A 14,945-nucleotide genomic window follows, 5' to 3' on the forward strand; every position below is an offset into this window, starting at 1 on the left:
GATTCAGTGTCGGAGGGTCGCACTACCGTTGCCACATGGCAGCGATGGCGGATGACGGGTTGCGCATCGACGAGGATGCCTACGACGCAGAGGTGGAGCTCCACGGCGGCAACATGACGGCCGTGCATCGGCGGGGCGATGTCGTGCTCAGGCAAGCCGGCCCGTGGACCGAGACCGTGCAGGAGGTGATGCGGCGCGCACGCGAGGCGGGAGTCGCAGGCATCCCTGAGCCCCTCGGGTTGGCAGAGGACGGTCGTGAGGTCGTCGCCTTCGTTCCGGGCGAGGTGCCGCAGTATCCGATGCCGTCGTGGGTATGGCACGAGACAGTGCTGCGGCAGGCGGCTCGCCTGCTGAGGGCATGGCACGACGCGACGGCGGACGTGCGGCCGGTCGACCCGGTCTGGCGGCTCCCCGCACACGAGCCGGAGGAGGTGGTCTGCCACAACGACTTCGCGCCGTACAACCTCGTGTTCGACGCCGCGGCGGATCCGCCGCGCCTCCTCGGAGTCATCGACTTCGACACGATGTCGCCCGGCCCGCGCATCTGGGACCTCGCCTACCTCGCTTACCGCCTTGTGCCGTACCTCGACGAGAAGGATGATGAGGCGCCTGCGGCGGAACATCGGGATGCCAGGCTCGATCTGCTCATGGATGCCTACGGTGCGGACTTCGCGCGCCGCGACCTGTTCACGGCGATGTCGCGCAGGCTCGTGGAGCTGGCGGACGCGAGCGAGGAGCAGGCGGAGCGGATGGGAAGGAACGAACTCGTCTCAGACGCCCGGATGTATCGGGAGGACGCCGAGCGGGTGAGCGCACTCGCACTCACCTCCTCCGGATGACGAGCACGACGAGTGCCGCAACGCACAGCGCCGCGATCGCGGCGAAGATCCCGGGAAGCGGCAGGTGCGGCGCGCCCGATCCGGCGACGAGGAGCGCGGCGGCCAGCACGCACTGCGCGGGAAGCTGAATCGCCGCCCAGCGGAGCAGTGGCCTACGCAGCGCCCGCAACTGTAAGACGCCTCCTGGTTCGACCACGATTGCGAGAGCCCCGAGCACATGCAGCAGGTGTGCAACAGCGAGCATCAGATACGGGTGCCAGTCCGTGACGGACGGCGACCTGGCCAATTGCGCCAGCACGATCACGAGGGCGCAGCCCCACGCGCCCAGCGTGCCTGGGAAGAGCGCTCCGAGGATTGCCAGCGCAACGCCGACGTAGCCGAAGGGTCCTGGTACGAGCGTGAGCGCCGCGGAGCATCCGATCAGGGCGACGGCGAGTCGCGGCGCGAATCCCGGGATGCAGACACCGGCCGAAACTGTTGCGTGCAGGCGTTCGCTCATGGCCGCCTCACCCGGGTGAGCGAACGCAGATCGGCGGCGAGCTCCGACGGAGCGCGATGCCACGCCACGACGTCGGCTCCCACGGCGCGCAGATCCTGCAGCCGCTCTTCGCGGTGTCCGAGCACCACACGCAAAGCGAGTTGCTGACGGCGGTTCAGAGCGCCGCTGTCTGGCGCCGGGAGCGTGTCGACGACGAGCACGCGGTGGCCGGCCGCCCGCCACAGCGTTGCCAGGCGCACCGGGTCGGAATCAAGAAAGGCGGACAGCAGCACGATCATCGCGCCAGGTGCCACCAGGGGTGTGCGTGCCCGCGTGAGGAACCGCGGATGCGGTGCTGTCCGCGCGATGGCTGCACGCAAGCGCTCCCGCTGTCTGCCGCCCGAGCCGCGTGGCACAGCACCGCCCGCCCTCGACAGCACCTGGAACGACACCGAATCACCCGCGTCGAGATAGGCGGAAGCGAGGCTCCAAGCAGCGTCGCGGGCGACATCCATCGACGTGGTGCCGCTGAGCGTCGGATCGCCGAGGGGCCACTCCGCGACGGACTCGCCGACGTCGTCGGCGTCGTCGAACACGATGGCGACGTCGACGTCCGAGGTTGCGTACGTGCGCCGTACGTACAGGTCGCCGGGCTGCCTGGCCAGGCGTGCCGTAGCCTTCCAATCCACTCGGCGCAGCCGGTCGCCCGTCGCGAACGGGTGGATGTCCCTGAACTCACCGCCGTCTCCCGGCCGTGCCGACTGGTGCCCGCCGGTGAGGCCACGCAGGCGCCCCGGAACGGGAAGGTAACGGATGGGCGCGAGTTGCGGATCGACCATCACCCGCAAGGATGCCCGTGGCCCGGCGTCGGAGACGAACGAAGCGTCGCTCGCGACTCCGCGCTGCTCCACGGCGATGAGTTCCTGCTCGCCCGAGTGCGCCAGCGGCACGCGAACGGTCAACGTCGCAGGGGGACGGACCGCGAGCTGCTGCACCTCGAAACCCAGAGCCGTCACCCTCAGCAGAACGGCGTCGACGTCGTCGGCGGCCGTCACCGATAGGCGAACCGGTGCAGGCGAGCGGTCGCCTTCTTCCGCACGCTCTTCGGCCAGCGCCACCTGCACGGCATCACCGGCTTTCGGCCTCCTCATTCCCACGGCGACGGCGACGAAAAGTGCGACGCCGACGATGGCCACATCCGCGCGTCCGAACACCACCGCGGCCGCGCACACGATGAGCGCGAACAGTGTTCCTGCTGCCGGAACGGCGGTGCGGCGCCAGACTGTCACGGACGGGTCCCACTGCGCGCGACCGTTGGGGGTCCTGGCACGATGTCGACGAGCGCGGCGACGATGCGAGCCGCGTCCGTGCCCGCCGCCCAGGCGGCCGGTGTGAGCGTGAGCCGGTGTGCCAGTGCCGGAACGGCGACGCGCTTCACGTCGTCGGGCGTCACGTAGTCCCTGCCTTCCATCACCGCGAGGGAACGCGCCACGAGCATCAGAGCCTGGGAACCGCGAGGAGAAGCGCCCACTTCGACCGAGCGTTCGGCACGCGTGGAGGCCGCCAGGTCGACGCAGTAGCGCAGGATGTCGGCATCCACGTGCACGCGCTCAACGCCGGCCTGCATGGCCAGCAGACCAGCGGCATCCGTGACGGGGTCGACACTTGCCACCTCCGTGCGTCGTGCCAGCCGGTTGGCGAGCACGCGCTCCTCCTCTCCGCGATCCGGGTACCCGACGCTCAGACGCACCAGGAAGCGGTCGAGCTGCGCCTCTGGCAACGCATAGGTGCCCTCGTATTCGATCGGGTTGGCCGTAGCGATGACATGGAACGGCGCGGGCAGTGCGAAGCTCATGCCCTCGACGGTGACCTGGGCCTCTGCCATGGCCTCCAGGAGCGCCGACTGGGTCTTCGGAGCGGTGCGGTTGAGCTCGTCGGCGAGCAGGAGCCCGGTGAAGACGGGCCCGGGGCGGAACACGAAATCTCCACTGGAGGGCGCATAGACGTATGAGCCTGTGATGTCGGCAGGCAACAGGTCGGGCGTGCACTGCAGCCGCCGGAACGGCAGTCCCATGGCCGATGCGAGGCTCCGGGCGGCTAGCGTCTTTCCGAGCCCTGGTACGTCTTCGAAGAGCACGTGGCCGCCGGCGAGGATGCTCGCCATGGCGATGCGCAGCGGCTCCCCCTGGCCGATCACTACGCTCTCGACCGCCGAGAGCACAGCGGCCGATGTCTCAGCGATCGCCGAGATGCCAGCGGGCTCGACCGCCGCCCGTGCTGCGGCCGCGCGCTCGGCGCTCACTGAGCGGGGGGCGGGTTCGACGGAATCGCGGGGCGTTACGGCATCGTGTGTCACGTTCGGTCGCGTCCTTTCGGTTCTGCGGTGATCGGGGCGATGGTGGGGGCGGAGGAGATGGTGTGCGATTTCGGGAGCCGGTCGAGGGTATCCAGGCACAGTTGCAGCTGCTGCGACGACGGCAGGATGCCGCTGGCCGGGTTGAGCGCGGCGTACGCCTGCTCCCCGATCAGGGCGACGACCGAGGCTCTGTCGCCCGCGGACGAAAGATCGAGACCGAACCTGGCGAGGCGCAACACCGCCAGCTCGCGCACAGCCTTGAACGCCGGCTCCCGCACTGAGCCCCTGTGCATCTGGAAGGCCCACGCCAGTCGCGCCACGTCGGAGCGGGCTCCCGGACGTGGCGCAGGACGCTCAAGCGGCCAACGCACGGCGCTCGGGCCGCTGTAAGCGGCCCAGGCGAGGCCGATGGCGACCGCAAGCACACCGACCGCGCAGGCGAATCCGAGATCCACTCCGAAGTACCACAGGAGGGCCGCGATGATGACCCCGGCTACCGCCGATGCTGTTGCGCGCCCGCCCGTGACTCCACGTTGGCTGGCCGAGCTGCTCATCGGGTACTGCCTTGGTCTGTGCGCTGCGCTGCCTCGTCGTGCCAGGAATCGCGCAGCCTGGCCAGGCACGAGCGTGCGAGGTCGACGGTGTTGCGGTCGGCGGGATGCCCGCCGAAGCGCACTCCCTGATACAGGTCGAGGAGGGTTCTGGCCGCGTCACGATCGGTGCCGAACCTGGCGACGATCCTGGCCGTGTACTCACCTGGCGTCTCCGCGGGCCGTCTGCCTGCGCCCGAGGCCTGAGCCGCCTCTTGGAGGCCCAGCCACGCTCTCACGATCGCGTCGTGCGGTTCTCTGGCCTCGTCGAGAAGACGGATCGCCTTGGCGATCCCGCTCGCCATGACGGGCGCCACCGGGTCATCCGTGCGGGCAGGCGGGGCGGTGGCTCCGACGGCCGACATCGCGCCATCGCGCTCTTCGGACAGCAGCCGCGAACGTCGGAGCAGGCGGCGGAGCAGGTACACGAGGATGCCCGCGGCGACGACAGCGACGAGCGCGGCCCACAGCAACCATTGCTGCAGTTGCGCCGGAGAAAAGTGCTCCTGCGGGAGGGGCGCAGGCGTCGCGGTTTGGACCGGACCTGGCAGGGCCGGGCGCGGGATGCCTCTGCCTGCCGTAGGGAGCCAGAGCGGGCTTCCAGCGCGAAGCGGGCCGGAGACCATGGTGCCGACGACGAGCGCGAGCCCGAGCACCGCGACGGTGACGACCAGACCGACCGTCGACCGCCGACGAGCATCGCCGCCCTTGTCCATTGGTTCACGCTAGCGCCAAGGCGCGACAGGTGGTGACGACCCAACGGCACGCGAAGGACACGCTTTCCCGCGTCCCGCGGAGTCCCGGAGCACGAACGCCGCGGAGGTGCCGAGGCCGACCCTCAGGCGTGTCCGGCCTTCTCCATCTGACGAAGGTCGCGCTTCAGGTCTGCCAGTTCGTCGCGCAGACGGGCCGCCAGCTCGAACTTGAGCTCCCCGGCGGCAGCGAGCATCTGGTCGTTCAGGTCGGCGATGATCGATTCGAGTTCGGCAGCGCCCTCGGCGGCTATGCCATCGCGACGCAGGTTGGGTGTCGGCGACTTCTTCTTGGAGGAGGCGTCTCGCTTTGCCAGAAGCTTCTGGGTATCCGCGCCCTCTCTTGCCAGCACATCGGTGATGTCGGCGATGCGCTTGCGCAGCGGCTGAGGGTCGATGCCGTTCGCCGTGTTGTACTCGATCTGCCGATCGCGACGTCGGTTGGTCTCCTCGATCGCCTGCTTCATGGAGTCGGTGAGCACATCGGCGTACATATGCACCTCACCGGAGACGTTGCGGGCCGCGCGCCCGATGGTCTGGATGAGCGAGGTCGACGACCGCAGGAATCCTTCTTTGTCGGCGTCAAGGATGGCCACGAGCGATACCTCGGGCAGGTCGAGGCCCTCTCTCAGCAGGTTGATGCCCACGAGCACGTCGTAAACGCCCTGCCGGAGCTCGGTCAGCAGCTCCACGCGTCGCAGGGTGTCGACATCGGAGTGCAGGTAGCGAACACGCACCCCGGCCTCCGCGAGGTAGTCGGTGAGCTCCTCCGCCATCTTCTTGGTCAGCGTGGTCACGAGCACGCGCTCGTCCCGCTCGACCCGCACCCGGATCTCCTCCAGCAGATCGTCGATCTGGCCCTTCGTGGGCTTGACGACGACCTGCGGGTCGACGAGCCCGGTCGGGCGGATGATCTGCTCGACGATGCCGTCGGCGATCCCGAGTTCGTACCGCCCAGGCGTCGCGGACATGTAGACGGCCTGGCCGATGCGCTGCGTGAACTCCTCCCACTTGAGAGGACGGTTGTCGAGCGCGCTCGGCAGCCGGAAGCCGTGCTCCACGAGCGTGCGCTTTCGCGAGGCATCCCCCTCGTACATCGCGCCGATCTGCGGCACCGTCACGTGCGACTCGTCGATGATGAGCAGGAAGTCCTCTGGGAAGTAGTCGAGCAGGCAGTGCGGCGCCTCACCGGGTGCGCGTCCGTCGATGTGCCGCGAGTAGTTCTCGATGCCCGAGCAGAAGCCGATCTGTTCCATCATCTCGATGTCGAACGTGGTGCGCATGCGCAGACGCTGGGCCTCGAGCAGCTTGCCCTGGCGCTCGAGCTCTTCGAGTCTTTCTGCAAGCTCGATCTTGATCGTTCCGATGGCACGCTGCATGGTCGCCGGGCTCGCCGCGTAGTGGGTGGCAGGGAACACCGATACCGAGTCGAGCTGCTTGATGACCTCGCCCGTGAGCGGATGCAGTGAGTACAGCGCTTCGACCTCGTCGCCGAACAGCTCGATGCGGATGGCGTGCTCTTCGTACATCGGGATGATCTCGATGGTGTCGCCACGAACCCGGAACTTGCCACGCGAGAAGTCGATGTCGTTGCGCTGGTACTGCATGTTGACGAACATGCGGATGAGGTTGTCGCGCCCGATCTGCTGGCCGACCTGCACGGCGGCCATCGCATCCAGGTACTCCTCGGCGGCACCGAGGCCGTAGATGCACGAGACGGTGGACACCACGACCACGTCGCGGCGGCTCAGCAGGGAGTTGGTCGTGGAGTGCCGCAGCCGCTCGACCTCGGAGTTGATGGACGAGTCCTTCTCGATGAAGGTGTCCGTCTGCGGCACGTAGGCCTCTGGCTGGTAGTAGTCGTAGTACGAGACGAAGTACTCGACGGCGTTGTGGGGCATGAGCTCACGGAACTCGTTGGCGAGCTGTGCTGCGAGGGTCTTGTTGTGCGAGAGCACGAGCGTCGGCCGCTGCACCTGCTCGACGAGCCATGCGGCTGTTGCCGATTTTCCGGTGCCGGTGGCACCGAGCAGCACGACGTCGGTCTCCCCCGCGTTGATGCGTGCGGCCAGCTCCTTGATCGCCTGCGGCTGGTCGCCGCTTGGCACATACTCGCTGACGACCTGGAACGGCCGGACGACACGGGTGGGTTGCATGCGTTCAAGTGTAGGAACGGCGTACGACACTCGCGCGCCGACGACGAGCCCCCGACGCCAGATGGTCGGGTCTTCCAGTGGGCCGCGACCTCCGCCTGACCTCAGGCGACGCGGGCCATGGTCGTGACGCCCAGCTCGACGACATGCTCCGCACCTTCGGCTTCCGCGGCGTCGTGCGTGACCAGCACGGTCGTACGGTCGCGAAGAGCGACGCGCAGGTCGGCCATGAGCCGGGCGGATGCCTGCTCGTCGAGCTGCGCCGTCGGCTCGTCGAGCAGCACGACGTCGCCCCCGGCCAGAAGCGTTCGCGCAACCGCCACGCGCTGGCGCTGCCCACCCGAGAGCCGCTCCCCCGCCGAACCGATCCGGGTGTCCAGGCCGAGCGGGAGGGTGGCGACGAGAGGCGCGAGGCCGACGCGCGCGAGGGCATCCATCAGTTCGCCGTCCGTCGGAGCCGCCGAGCGTGGCCGGGCGATCACGAGGTTCGCGCGCAGCGTCGAGTCGAACAGGTGGCCCTCCTGAGGGCACCATGCCACGCGGGTGCGGAGGGCGTGCGGCGATATCTCGCGGGCATCCAGTGAACGACCGGACTCGTCGAGCAGATAGCGTCCCGAGTCCGGGTCGGTGAATCGCAGAAGAAGGGCGAGCAGCGTCGACTTACCGGATCCGCTCGGTCCGGTGACGGCGAGCCATTGCCCGCTGCGCACGTCGGCCTGGACCTGCGAGAACACCGGTCTTGGCGCATCCGGATACCTGAACGCGGCGTTCTCGAGTCGGAGCCCTACGATCGCGCCCGGCTCGTCGGGTCCCGGACCGGGGAGACCCTGCTCTGAGACTCCCGGAGCGATGTCCGTCGCAGCTCTCACATCGTCGAGCACCCCCAGCAGGGCCGGAGCCCGCGACGCTGCCGTGACGGCATCCAGAAGCGGCTCGGTGAGCGCAAGCGGTACGAGCGCGAGCACCGCGACCAGCTCGGGCCTCAGCGCGCCGGATGCCACGGCGCCGCCCGCGAGGGCGAGCATCGCGACGCTCGCGCAGCAGCACGCGAACACCACGAGTGCCGATGCCGCGCCCTCTGCGTACGAGGTGCGACGCTCCCCGCGCGCGGCCTCGGCTCCCGCCAGATCGATGCGACCGATGATCCGATGGGATGCCGCCGGGGTGAGATCGTCCCTGGCCACGAGCAGGTCGGTGAACGAGGTGAGCACGTCAGCCCGCGCCGTCTCCGAGCGCCGTGCGGCGCGGCGTCCGGCGAGGAAGGCGATCGCAGGGGCCAGAAGCAGTGCGATGGCGGCGATGCACGCCACGACGGCGGCAGCCTGCGGGCGGATGAGTTCGAGCGCTACCGTCGCTCCGGCGAGGAGTGTCGCTGCTACCGCGGGAGGCTGTACGACGCGGGGAACGAGATCGCGCACCCGGTCGGCCGAATGCACGAGCGTGGAGAGCGCGCTCGCCGGGGAGAGCGCATGTCGACCGGCGGGCCCCGCGTTCGAGAGCCCGCTCCAGAGCCGGAGCCTGAGTGACGTGGTCGCGCGGAACACCGCGTCGTGGGTCATGAGCCGTTCGGCATACCTGAGCACCGAACGACCGATGCCGAAGAACCGTACGCCCACGATCGCGACCAGCAGGTACATGATGGCCGGCTCCTGGCTGGCGCGCACGATGAGCCATCCCGACAACACCGTCAGGGCGATGGCGAACGAACTCGACAGCATTCCGAGGAGCACGGCCGCCGTCATCCGCCAGCGAATCGGCCGCAGGACGGCCCTCAGTTCGAGGAGTGGATGTCCGGCCGCCTGCGGTGAGTCTGCGCGCCGAGGCAGCGCCCGGGTTTCCGGCTGTCCGTCCGCGTCTGCGTCGGGAGTGCCGTCACCTGCCGATGTTCCCTGGCCCTGCACGACTCCGGGTCGGACGCGCCCGTCGTCGACGGGGCGCTCGAAAGGCTCCGACTGCGACCCGGCTGTCGTGACGGCGACGACCCGGTCGGCGAGCGTTCGCAGCTGCGCGTCGTGCGATGCCACCACGACGGTCACCCGCTCCCGCAGCCGTGCGATCTCGCGCCGGATGCCCGCGGCGGAGTCTGCATCGAGGTGCGCCGTCGGTTCGTCGAGGAGTACCAGCCGGGCACCCGCGTCGACCGCGGCGAGCACGCGAGCGAATGCCAAGCGGCGCGCTTCGCCCGGACTGAGCTCCGCTGGGTCGGTCATGGCGAGCCGCCTCAGGCCCACCCGATCGAGCACCGTGAGGACACGGCCGTGCGGCGATGTCGCTGACGTCGCCATCGACTGGTGCGGCGGCTCCTGCGGCGCTGCCGCGTCGTAGGTCTCCACCTCGTCGTGCACGGTGCGCGACGAGAAGTGCGGATGCTGCGGCATCCAAGCCACGTGCGGCGCTGGGGGTGTCACGATGCCCCCGGTACACGCGGCGTCGGCGTCGAGGAGGGCGCCGCGCCCGGCAAGCACGGCGAGGACGCTGGACTTGCCTGCACCGCTCTCGCCGGTGAGGAGCGTGACACCGCGTTCCGGTGCACGGAACGACAGTCCTGCCACGGCCGGCCGCGTGCGGCCCTGGTAGCGGATCGTCAGGTCGTGCACCACGACGCTCCTGCCCTCGCGTCGACGCAGGCCGGGCGCGACGGGGGCTCCCGCCAGCGCCCGTCTGACCCGCCGCAGCGCCTCCCTGCCGGTATCGGAGGCATGGAACGCCGCGCCCACCTCGCGCAGCGGCGCGTAGCATTCCGGCGCGAGGATGAGCGCCACCAGTCCGGCGTGCAGCCCCAGCTCTCCGTGCAACAAGCGGATCCCGATGATCACGGCGACGACGGCGACCGAGACGCTGGCGAGCAGATCGAGTGCGAGCGACGACAGGAAGGCGACGCGCAGCGCTGTCATGCTGCGCAGACGGTGGGCGTCGGAGATCTCCTCGAGCGCCTTTGCCTGCTCCCGGTCTCGGCCGAGGCCGACCAGCACGGGCAGTCCTCGTGCGAGTTCCACGAGATGGTCGGAAAGTCGGCCGAGTGCATCGAGCGACGCTGCGACGCGGCTCGATGTGTGCATGCCGATGAGCGCCATGAAGAACGGGATGAGCGGAACCGTCGCCACGATCACTGCCGCGCTGACCCAGTCGGCAGCAAGGATGCGCGCACCCACGAGCAGCGGAACCGTCGCGGCACTCACCAGTGACGGAAGGTACGACGTGTAGTACGCGTCGAGCTCGTCGAGTCCGGTGGCGGCGAGCGAGGCATCCGCACCCACCGCTCCGCCGGTTCGCCGCAGATAAGAACGGGCGAGACGGATCCGCAACTGCTGTTTGACCCCGGCCGCTGCGGACTGCGACCCGACGCGCAGCCCCCACACCGCCAGCGCCCGTACGAGGGCGCCCGCGAACCCCTCCGCGACGAACGGACCGGTGTCGGCATGTGCGATCACGGCGACGACACCCGCGGCCAAGGCATCTGCGACGAGCACGAGCCCAAGCGCCTTGAGCGCTCCGAAGAGTCCGAGCAGCATCAGTCGCCGCTTTCCGACCTCGCCGAGACCCTCCACCGTGCCTGCCCTCCGGACCGTGCGCACCTCGGCTTCACCGCCGCCCCTCACCTCGGCTTTACCGCCGCGCCTCACCTCGGCTTCACCGCCGCCGCGATGGGGTGCGCCGCGGGGATGCCGCTACTCGCGATCCGCTTGCGGAACACCCAGTACGTCCAGCCCTGATAGGCGAGCACGAGCGGTATGCCGAAAGCGGCGACCACGCTCATGACTCCGAGGGTGTACGGCGAGCTCGACGCGTTCGAGACCGTCAAGTCGAATGCGTGGTCGATCGTCGACGGCAGCACAACGGGGTACACATTGGCGAAGATCGACGCCGCGCAGAGCACGAGGAAGCACCCCAGGCCCGCGAAGGCGCGCCCTTCACTGCCACGCCTGGCGGCCCGCCAGCCCCACACTCCCGCCACGACGGCTGCGATGACGATGGGCCACGTGTATGCCTTGCCGTGCATGTACTGCACCGACACCGCCCATGCCAGGAGGGGAAGCAGGAGAACCGGCATCCAGTGCGACGCGAATCGCCCTGCGCGGTTCCTCACGTCGCCGTCGGTCTTGAGGGCGAGGAAGGCGGCGGCGTGTACCAGGCAGAATCCAACGACCGCCAGGCCGCCGACCACGGCCCAGCCCGTGAGCCAGCCGAACGCGCCCGCCGCACCGTCGCCGTTGGCGTCGAGGGGAAGCCCCGTGGTCGTGAGACCCAGCAGTGCGCCGACACCGAACGCGGTGACCAACGAGCCGAGAGCGAGGGCGAGGTCCCAGCCCCTCCTCCATCGGCGGGTGTGGCCCTTGCCCCGGTATTCGATGGCCACTGCGCGGAAGATGAGACCGAGCAGCACGACGATGAGCGGTAGGTACATCGTCGAGAGAAGCGATGCATACCAGAACGGGAATGCCGCGAACGTCGCGCCGGCGGCCGTGATGAGCCACACCTCGTTGCCGTCCCAGACGGGGCCGATGGTGTTGAGCATCACGCGGCGGTCGGTCTCCGAACGCGCCGAGACGAGCACGTGCATGCCCACGCCTAGATCGAAACCCTCGAGAAAGAGGTATCCCGTCCAGAGCACGGCGATCAGGATGAACCACAGTGTGGGAAGGAAGTCCATGGTCGTACCTCGGTTCTTACAACGACGGTGGGCGGGTCAGTAGGCGAACGCGAGCACGTCGTCATCAGCAGGGGCATCCGGGTCCTTCGGCTTCTCCGCCAGCTCGGGAACCGCGCTCGCCACTCCACCCCTGATGTACTTCGTCAGGAGCCGCACCTCGACCACCATGAGAGCGGCGTACACGAGCGTGAACGAGCAGAGCGAGAACAGGATCTCGCCGAAGCTCACACCTGGAGATACCGCGGCGGCGGTGAACATGAAGACGCCGTCGACGCCGCCGGGCGTCGGGTTGGGTGCCACCACGAACGGCTGACGTCCCATCTCGGTGAAGATCCAGCCGGCCGAGTTGGCGGCGAAGGGCGAAAGGATGCCTGCCACAGCGAGCCACATCACCCACCTGAACCTCGGAACGGTCCCCCGCCTGGTCAGCCACAGGGCGACAGCCGACGCGAAGGCGGCAAGCGACCCGAACAGGATCATGAGCCGGAAGCCCCAATAGGTGACGGCCATGATCGGCACGTAGTTGATCGCCTGACCGGCACGAGAACCGAGCTTGGGGTCGTCTGGAAGGTGCGTGCCGTACTTCTGCTGGTACTCGGGAACCAACTCGTTCACACCCTTGACGGGAGTGTTGAAGTCGCCATTGGCGAGGAATCCGAGTACGCCGGGCACCTCGAACACGCCGACGACGCCCTTGCAGTCCTTCGAGCCTGGATCGCCGATCGAGAGCACCGAGAAGCTCGTACCCGTGTGGCAGGCCGCCTCCGCGGCCGCCATCTTCATGGGCTGCTGCACGAACATGAGCCGGGCCTGCGCGTCGCCGGTGATCGCGACCCCGGCGAACGCGATCATGGCCGTGACCGCGCCGATCCGAAGCGAGGTCAGCCAGACCTTGTGGTCGGCCTTGTCCCGTCCCGGCAGCTCCGGTGCCTCGCCGACGATCACCCGCTTGTCGGCTCCCACCGTGTCGATGCCGTCACGGCGACGCTGCCACAGGTGGTACCAGGCGACGCCGAGCAGGATCGCGCCGCCGACCGACAGCGCGCCGAACATCGTGTGGCTGAAGGCGGCGACCGCCGTGTTGTTGCCGAGCACCGCCCAGACATCAGTCATGACCGGCCTGCCATGGAGGAGCTTCACCCCGACCGGATGCTGCATCCACGAGTTGGCAGCGATGATGAAGTACGCAGACACCACCGACCCGAGCACGGCGAGCCACAGACATGCGAGATGGATGCGCCGCGGCAGCTTGCCCCAGCCGAAGATCCAGGCGCCGAGGAACGTCGACTCGACGAAGAACGCGAGCAGCGCCTCCATTGCGAGCGGGGCTCCGAAGACATCCCCGACGAATCGGCTGTACTCGCTCCACGCCAGCCCGAACTGGAACTCCTGGACGATGCCGGTCGCAACGCCCATGATGAAGTTGATCAGGTAGATCTTTCCCCAGAACTTCGTCATGCGGTAATACCGGTCGTTGCCGGTGCGAAGCCACAGCGTCTGCATCAGCGCGACCAACGGGCCGAGGCCTATCGTGAGCGGGACCATCCAGAAGTGGTAGACGGTCGTGATGCCGAATTGCCAGCGGGCGATCAGGAGCGGATCCAGCTCGGTCGCGATATGCACGTCCCCTCGATTCCCTTCTACGCTGCGTAGAATTCTACGCGCTGTAGAAAGTTCTAGCACTGTCGCCCGAAGTTTTCTACACGCGGTAGAATCGGGTCATGGCAAGCCGCACTGTCGTCAAACTCGGGGAGCTCGAACGCGCGATCATGGACGTCGTGTGGGATGCTCCTGCCCCCATTGCGGCGACCGACCTGCGCGACGCGCTGAAGGCATCCGGACCCGCAGACAAGGATCCCGCGATCACAACCGTCATGACGGTGTTGTCGCGCCTGGAGGCCAAGGGCTTCGTCGTGCGCGACAGGGATGCCCGTCCGCACCTCTACAGGGCCGCCATGAGCCGCGAAGACCACGTGGCCGAACTGATGCACGAGGTGCTCGGATCGGCGTCGGACCGTGACGCCGTGCTGGCTCGCTTCGTCGGTCAGGTCACGCCGCACGATGCGGAGAGACTGCGCAAGCTACTGGAGGCGTAGGCGACATGCTCGCCGTCGCTGCATCGTTGGCGCTGCTGGCCTTCGCCCTGGCGTGGCCGGTGCCGGTGGCGCTGGCGAGGGCGGCGTGGCCTAGGCGGATGCCAGGTGCGGCCCTCGTTCTCTGGCAGGCCATTGCTCTGGCCGGCGGCCTTTCGATGATCGGTGCTCTGCTCGTTTTCGGGCTGATCCCGTTCGGAGAGGATCTGCCGCACGCTGCAGGCTCGTTCGGCGCGGACATCCTGGCCGGGCGGCTCCCACCGCACGCGAACTTCTTCCAGATGTTCGCCCTCGCAGGTGCTGTGCTGCTCGGCGTGCACCTGCTGCTGAACCTGGTGCGCACATCGTGGCGTGCCGAGCGTCAGCGCCGCCACCACGTGCAACTGCTGCGTCTGCTGTCCGATCCGATTCCGGAACGTCCGGACATGCGTCTGATCGACCACGCTATCCCTGTGGCGTACTGCCTGCCGGGAGCTCCTCGCGCCACGACGGTGTTGTCGGCCGGTTTGCTCGAGCTGCTCAGCGACGAGGAGCTCGCGGCCGTCGTGGCGCACGAGCGCGCCCACGTCACGCAGCGCCACCACGTGCTGCTCGTGGCGTTCAGCGCGTGGCGCAGCGCGCTTCCCTGGTTCCCCATCGCGACGAGGGCGTTCGAGGCCGTCGGGTTGCTCATCGAGCTGCTGGCGGACGATCAGGCCAGGCGCACGGTCTCCGAGCGCAACCTCTCCCGTGCTGTCGCACGTGTCGCCCTCGCGGGGGCCGCGTCGTCGGACGAACGCTCGGTGCAGCTGACCGCTGTCGGGCTGCCCGGCTCCCCCGGCCCATCGGCCGATTGGGCGGATGCCCGGCTCGCGCGCCTCACCGATCTCGCCGCCCCCGTCGCACCGGCCTTCCGCGTCGCGGTGCTCGGCGGTGCGCTGGCTCTCGTGGTCGTGCCGACGCTTCTGCTCCTCGGCCCCGGGTTTCACTGACGGAGCTTCGGCTCGACGGCCGGGCGCTACGTCTAACGCGACGAAGCGGCCGAAGCCGTCGA

The 14,945-nt window shown here is 68.7% G+C and carries 12 protein-coding genes; 3 read left to right on the forward strand and 9 right to left on the reverse strand.

From position 1 onward, the window contains the following. Nucleotides 1-35: 35 nt before the first annotated feature. The gene (locus ACO2Q7_RS01175) at nt 36-839 is read left to right on the forward strand and encodes an aminoglycoside phosphotransferase family protein (RefSeq protein ID WP_423353819.1); all 804 of its coding nucleotides are present in this window, start codon (nt 36-38) and stop codon (nt 837-839) included. Here the strand turns inward: ACO2Q7_RS01175 and ACO2Q7_RS01180 are convergent. From ACO2Q7_RS01180 to ACO2Q7_RS01220, 9 genes are all read right to left on the reverse strand, one after another. After that, nucleotides 823-1,338: a hypothetical protein gene (locus tag ACO2Q7_RS01180; protein ID WP_423353820.1), complete on the reverse strand. Its 516-nt coding sequence runs from the start codon at nt 1,336-1,338 to the stop codon at nt 823-825. The genes ACO2Q7_RS01175 and ACO2Q7_RS01180 overlap by 17 nt on opposite strands. Beyond that, nucleotides 1,335-2,606, reverse strand: a complete 1,272-nt coding sequence (locus ACO2Q7_RS01185) for a DUF58 domain-containing protein (protein WP_423353821.1) — start codon at nt 2,604-2,606, stop codon at nt 1,335-1,337. The genes ACO2Q7_RS01180 and ACO2Q7_RS01185 overlap by 4 nt, the downstream gene beginning before the upstream one ends. Then, a complete protein-coding gene (locus ACO2Q7_RS01190; protein WP_423355928.1) occupies nt 2,603-3,568 on the reverse strand; it encodes an AAA family ATPase in 966 nt (321 codons plus the stop codon). Before ACO2Q7_RS01190 ends, ACO2Q7_RS01185 begins: the two co-directional genes overlap by 4 nt. Before the next feature lie 101 nt (nt 3,569-3,669). Next, entirely contained in the window at nt 3,670-4,227 is a 558-nt protein-coding gene (locus ACO2Q7_RS01195; protein WP_423353822.1) for a hypothetical protein, read from the reverse strand. After that, the gene (locus tag ACO2Q7_RS01200) at nt 4,224-4,979 is read right to left on the reverse strand and encodes a DUF4129 domain-containing protein (protein ID WP_423353823.1); all 756 of its coding nucleotides are present in this window, start codon (nt 4,977-4,979) and stop codon (nt 4,224-4,226) included. Before ACO2Q7_RS01200 ends, ACO2Q7_RS01195 begins: the two co-directional genes overlap by 4 nt. Before the next feature lie 122 nt (nt 4,980-5,101). Next, on the reverse strand, nt 5,102-7,171 hold the full coding sequence (gene uvrB / locus ACO2Q7_RS01205; RefSeq protein ID WP_423353824.1) for an excinuclease ABC subunit UvrB: 2,070 nt from the start codon (nt 7,169-7,171) through the stop codon (nt 5,102-5,104). 101 nt (nt 7,172-7,272) lie between these two features. Next, the gene (gene cydC / locus ACO2Q7_RS01210) at nt 7,273-10,743 is read right to left on the reverse strand and encodes a thiol reductant ABC exporter subunit CydC (RefSeq protein ID WP_423353825.1); all 3,471 of its coding nucleotides are present in this window, start codon (nt 10,741-10,743) and stop codon (nt 7,273-7,275) included. Between the two features lie 44 nt (nt 10,744-10,787). Continuing rightward, entirely contained in the window at nt 10,788-11,819 is a 1,032-nt protein-coding gene (gene cydB, locus ACO2Q7_RS01215) for a cytochrome d ubiquinol oxidase subunit II (protein ID WP_423353826.1), read from the reverse strand. A gap of 36 nt (nt 11,820-11,855) precedes the next feature. Beyond that, the gene (locus ACO2Q7_RS01220; RefSeq protein ID WP_423355929.1) at nt 11,856-13,424 is read right to left on the reverse strand and encodes a cytochrome ubiquinol oxidase subunit I; all 1,569 of its coding nucleotides are present in this window, start codon (nt 13,422-13,424) and stop codon (nt 11,856-11,858) included. Nucleotides 13,425-13,540: 116 nt separating this feature from the next. On the opposite strand from ACO2Q7_RS01220, the gene ACO2Q7_RS01225 reads away from it, so the two are divergent. Continuing rightward, on the forward strand, nt 13,541-13,915 hold the full coding sequence (locus ACO2Q7_RS01225) for a BlaI/MecI/CopY family transcriptional regulator (protein ID WP_423353827.1): 375 nt from the start codon (nt 13,541-13,543) through the stop codon (nt 13,913-13,915). Nucleotides 13,916-13,920: 5 nt separating this feature from the next. Then, on the forward strand, nt 13,921-14,883 hold the full coding sequence (locus ACO2Q7_RS01230) for a M56 family metallopeptidase (protein WP_423353828.1): 963 nt from the start codon (nt 13,921-13,923) through the stop codon (nt 14,881-14,883). The last annotated feature ends 62 nt before the right edge of the window (nt 14,884-14,945 follow it).

The organism is Rathayibacter sp. KR2-224, assembly GCF_049446075.1.
In the GTDB taxonomy this organism is placed as follows: domain Bacteria; phylum Actinomycetota; class Actinomycetes; order Actinomycetales; family Microbacteriaceae; genus Humibacter.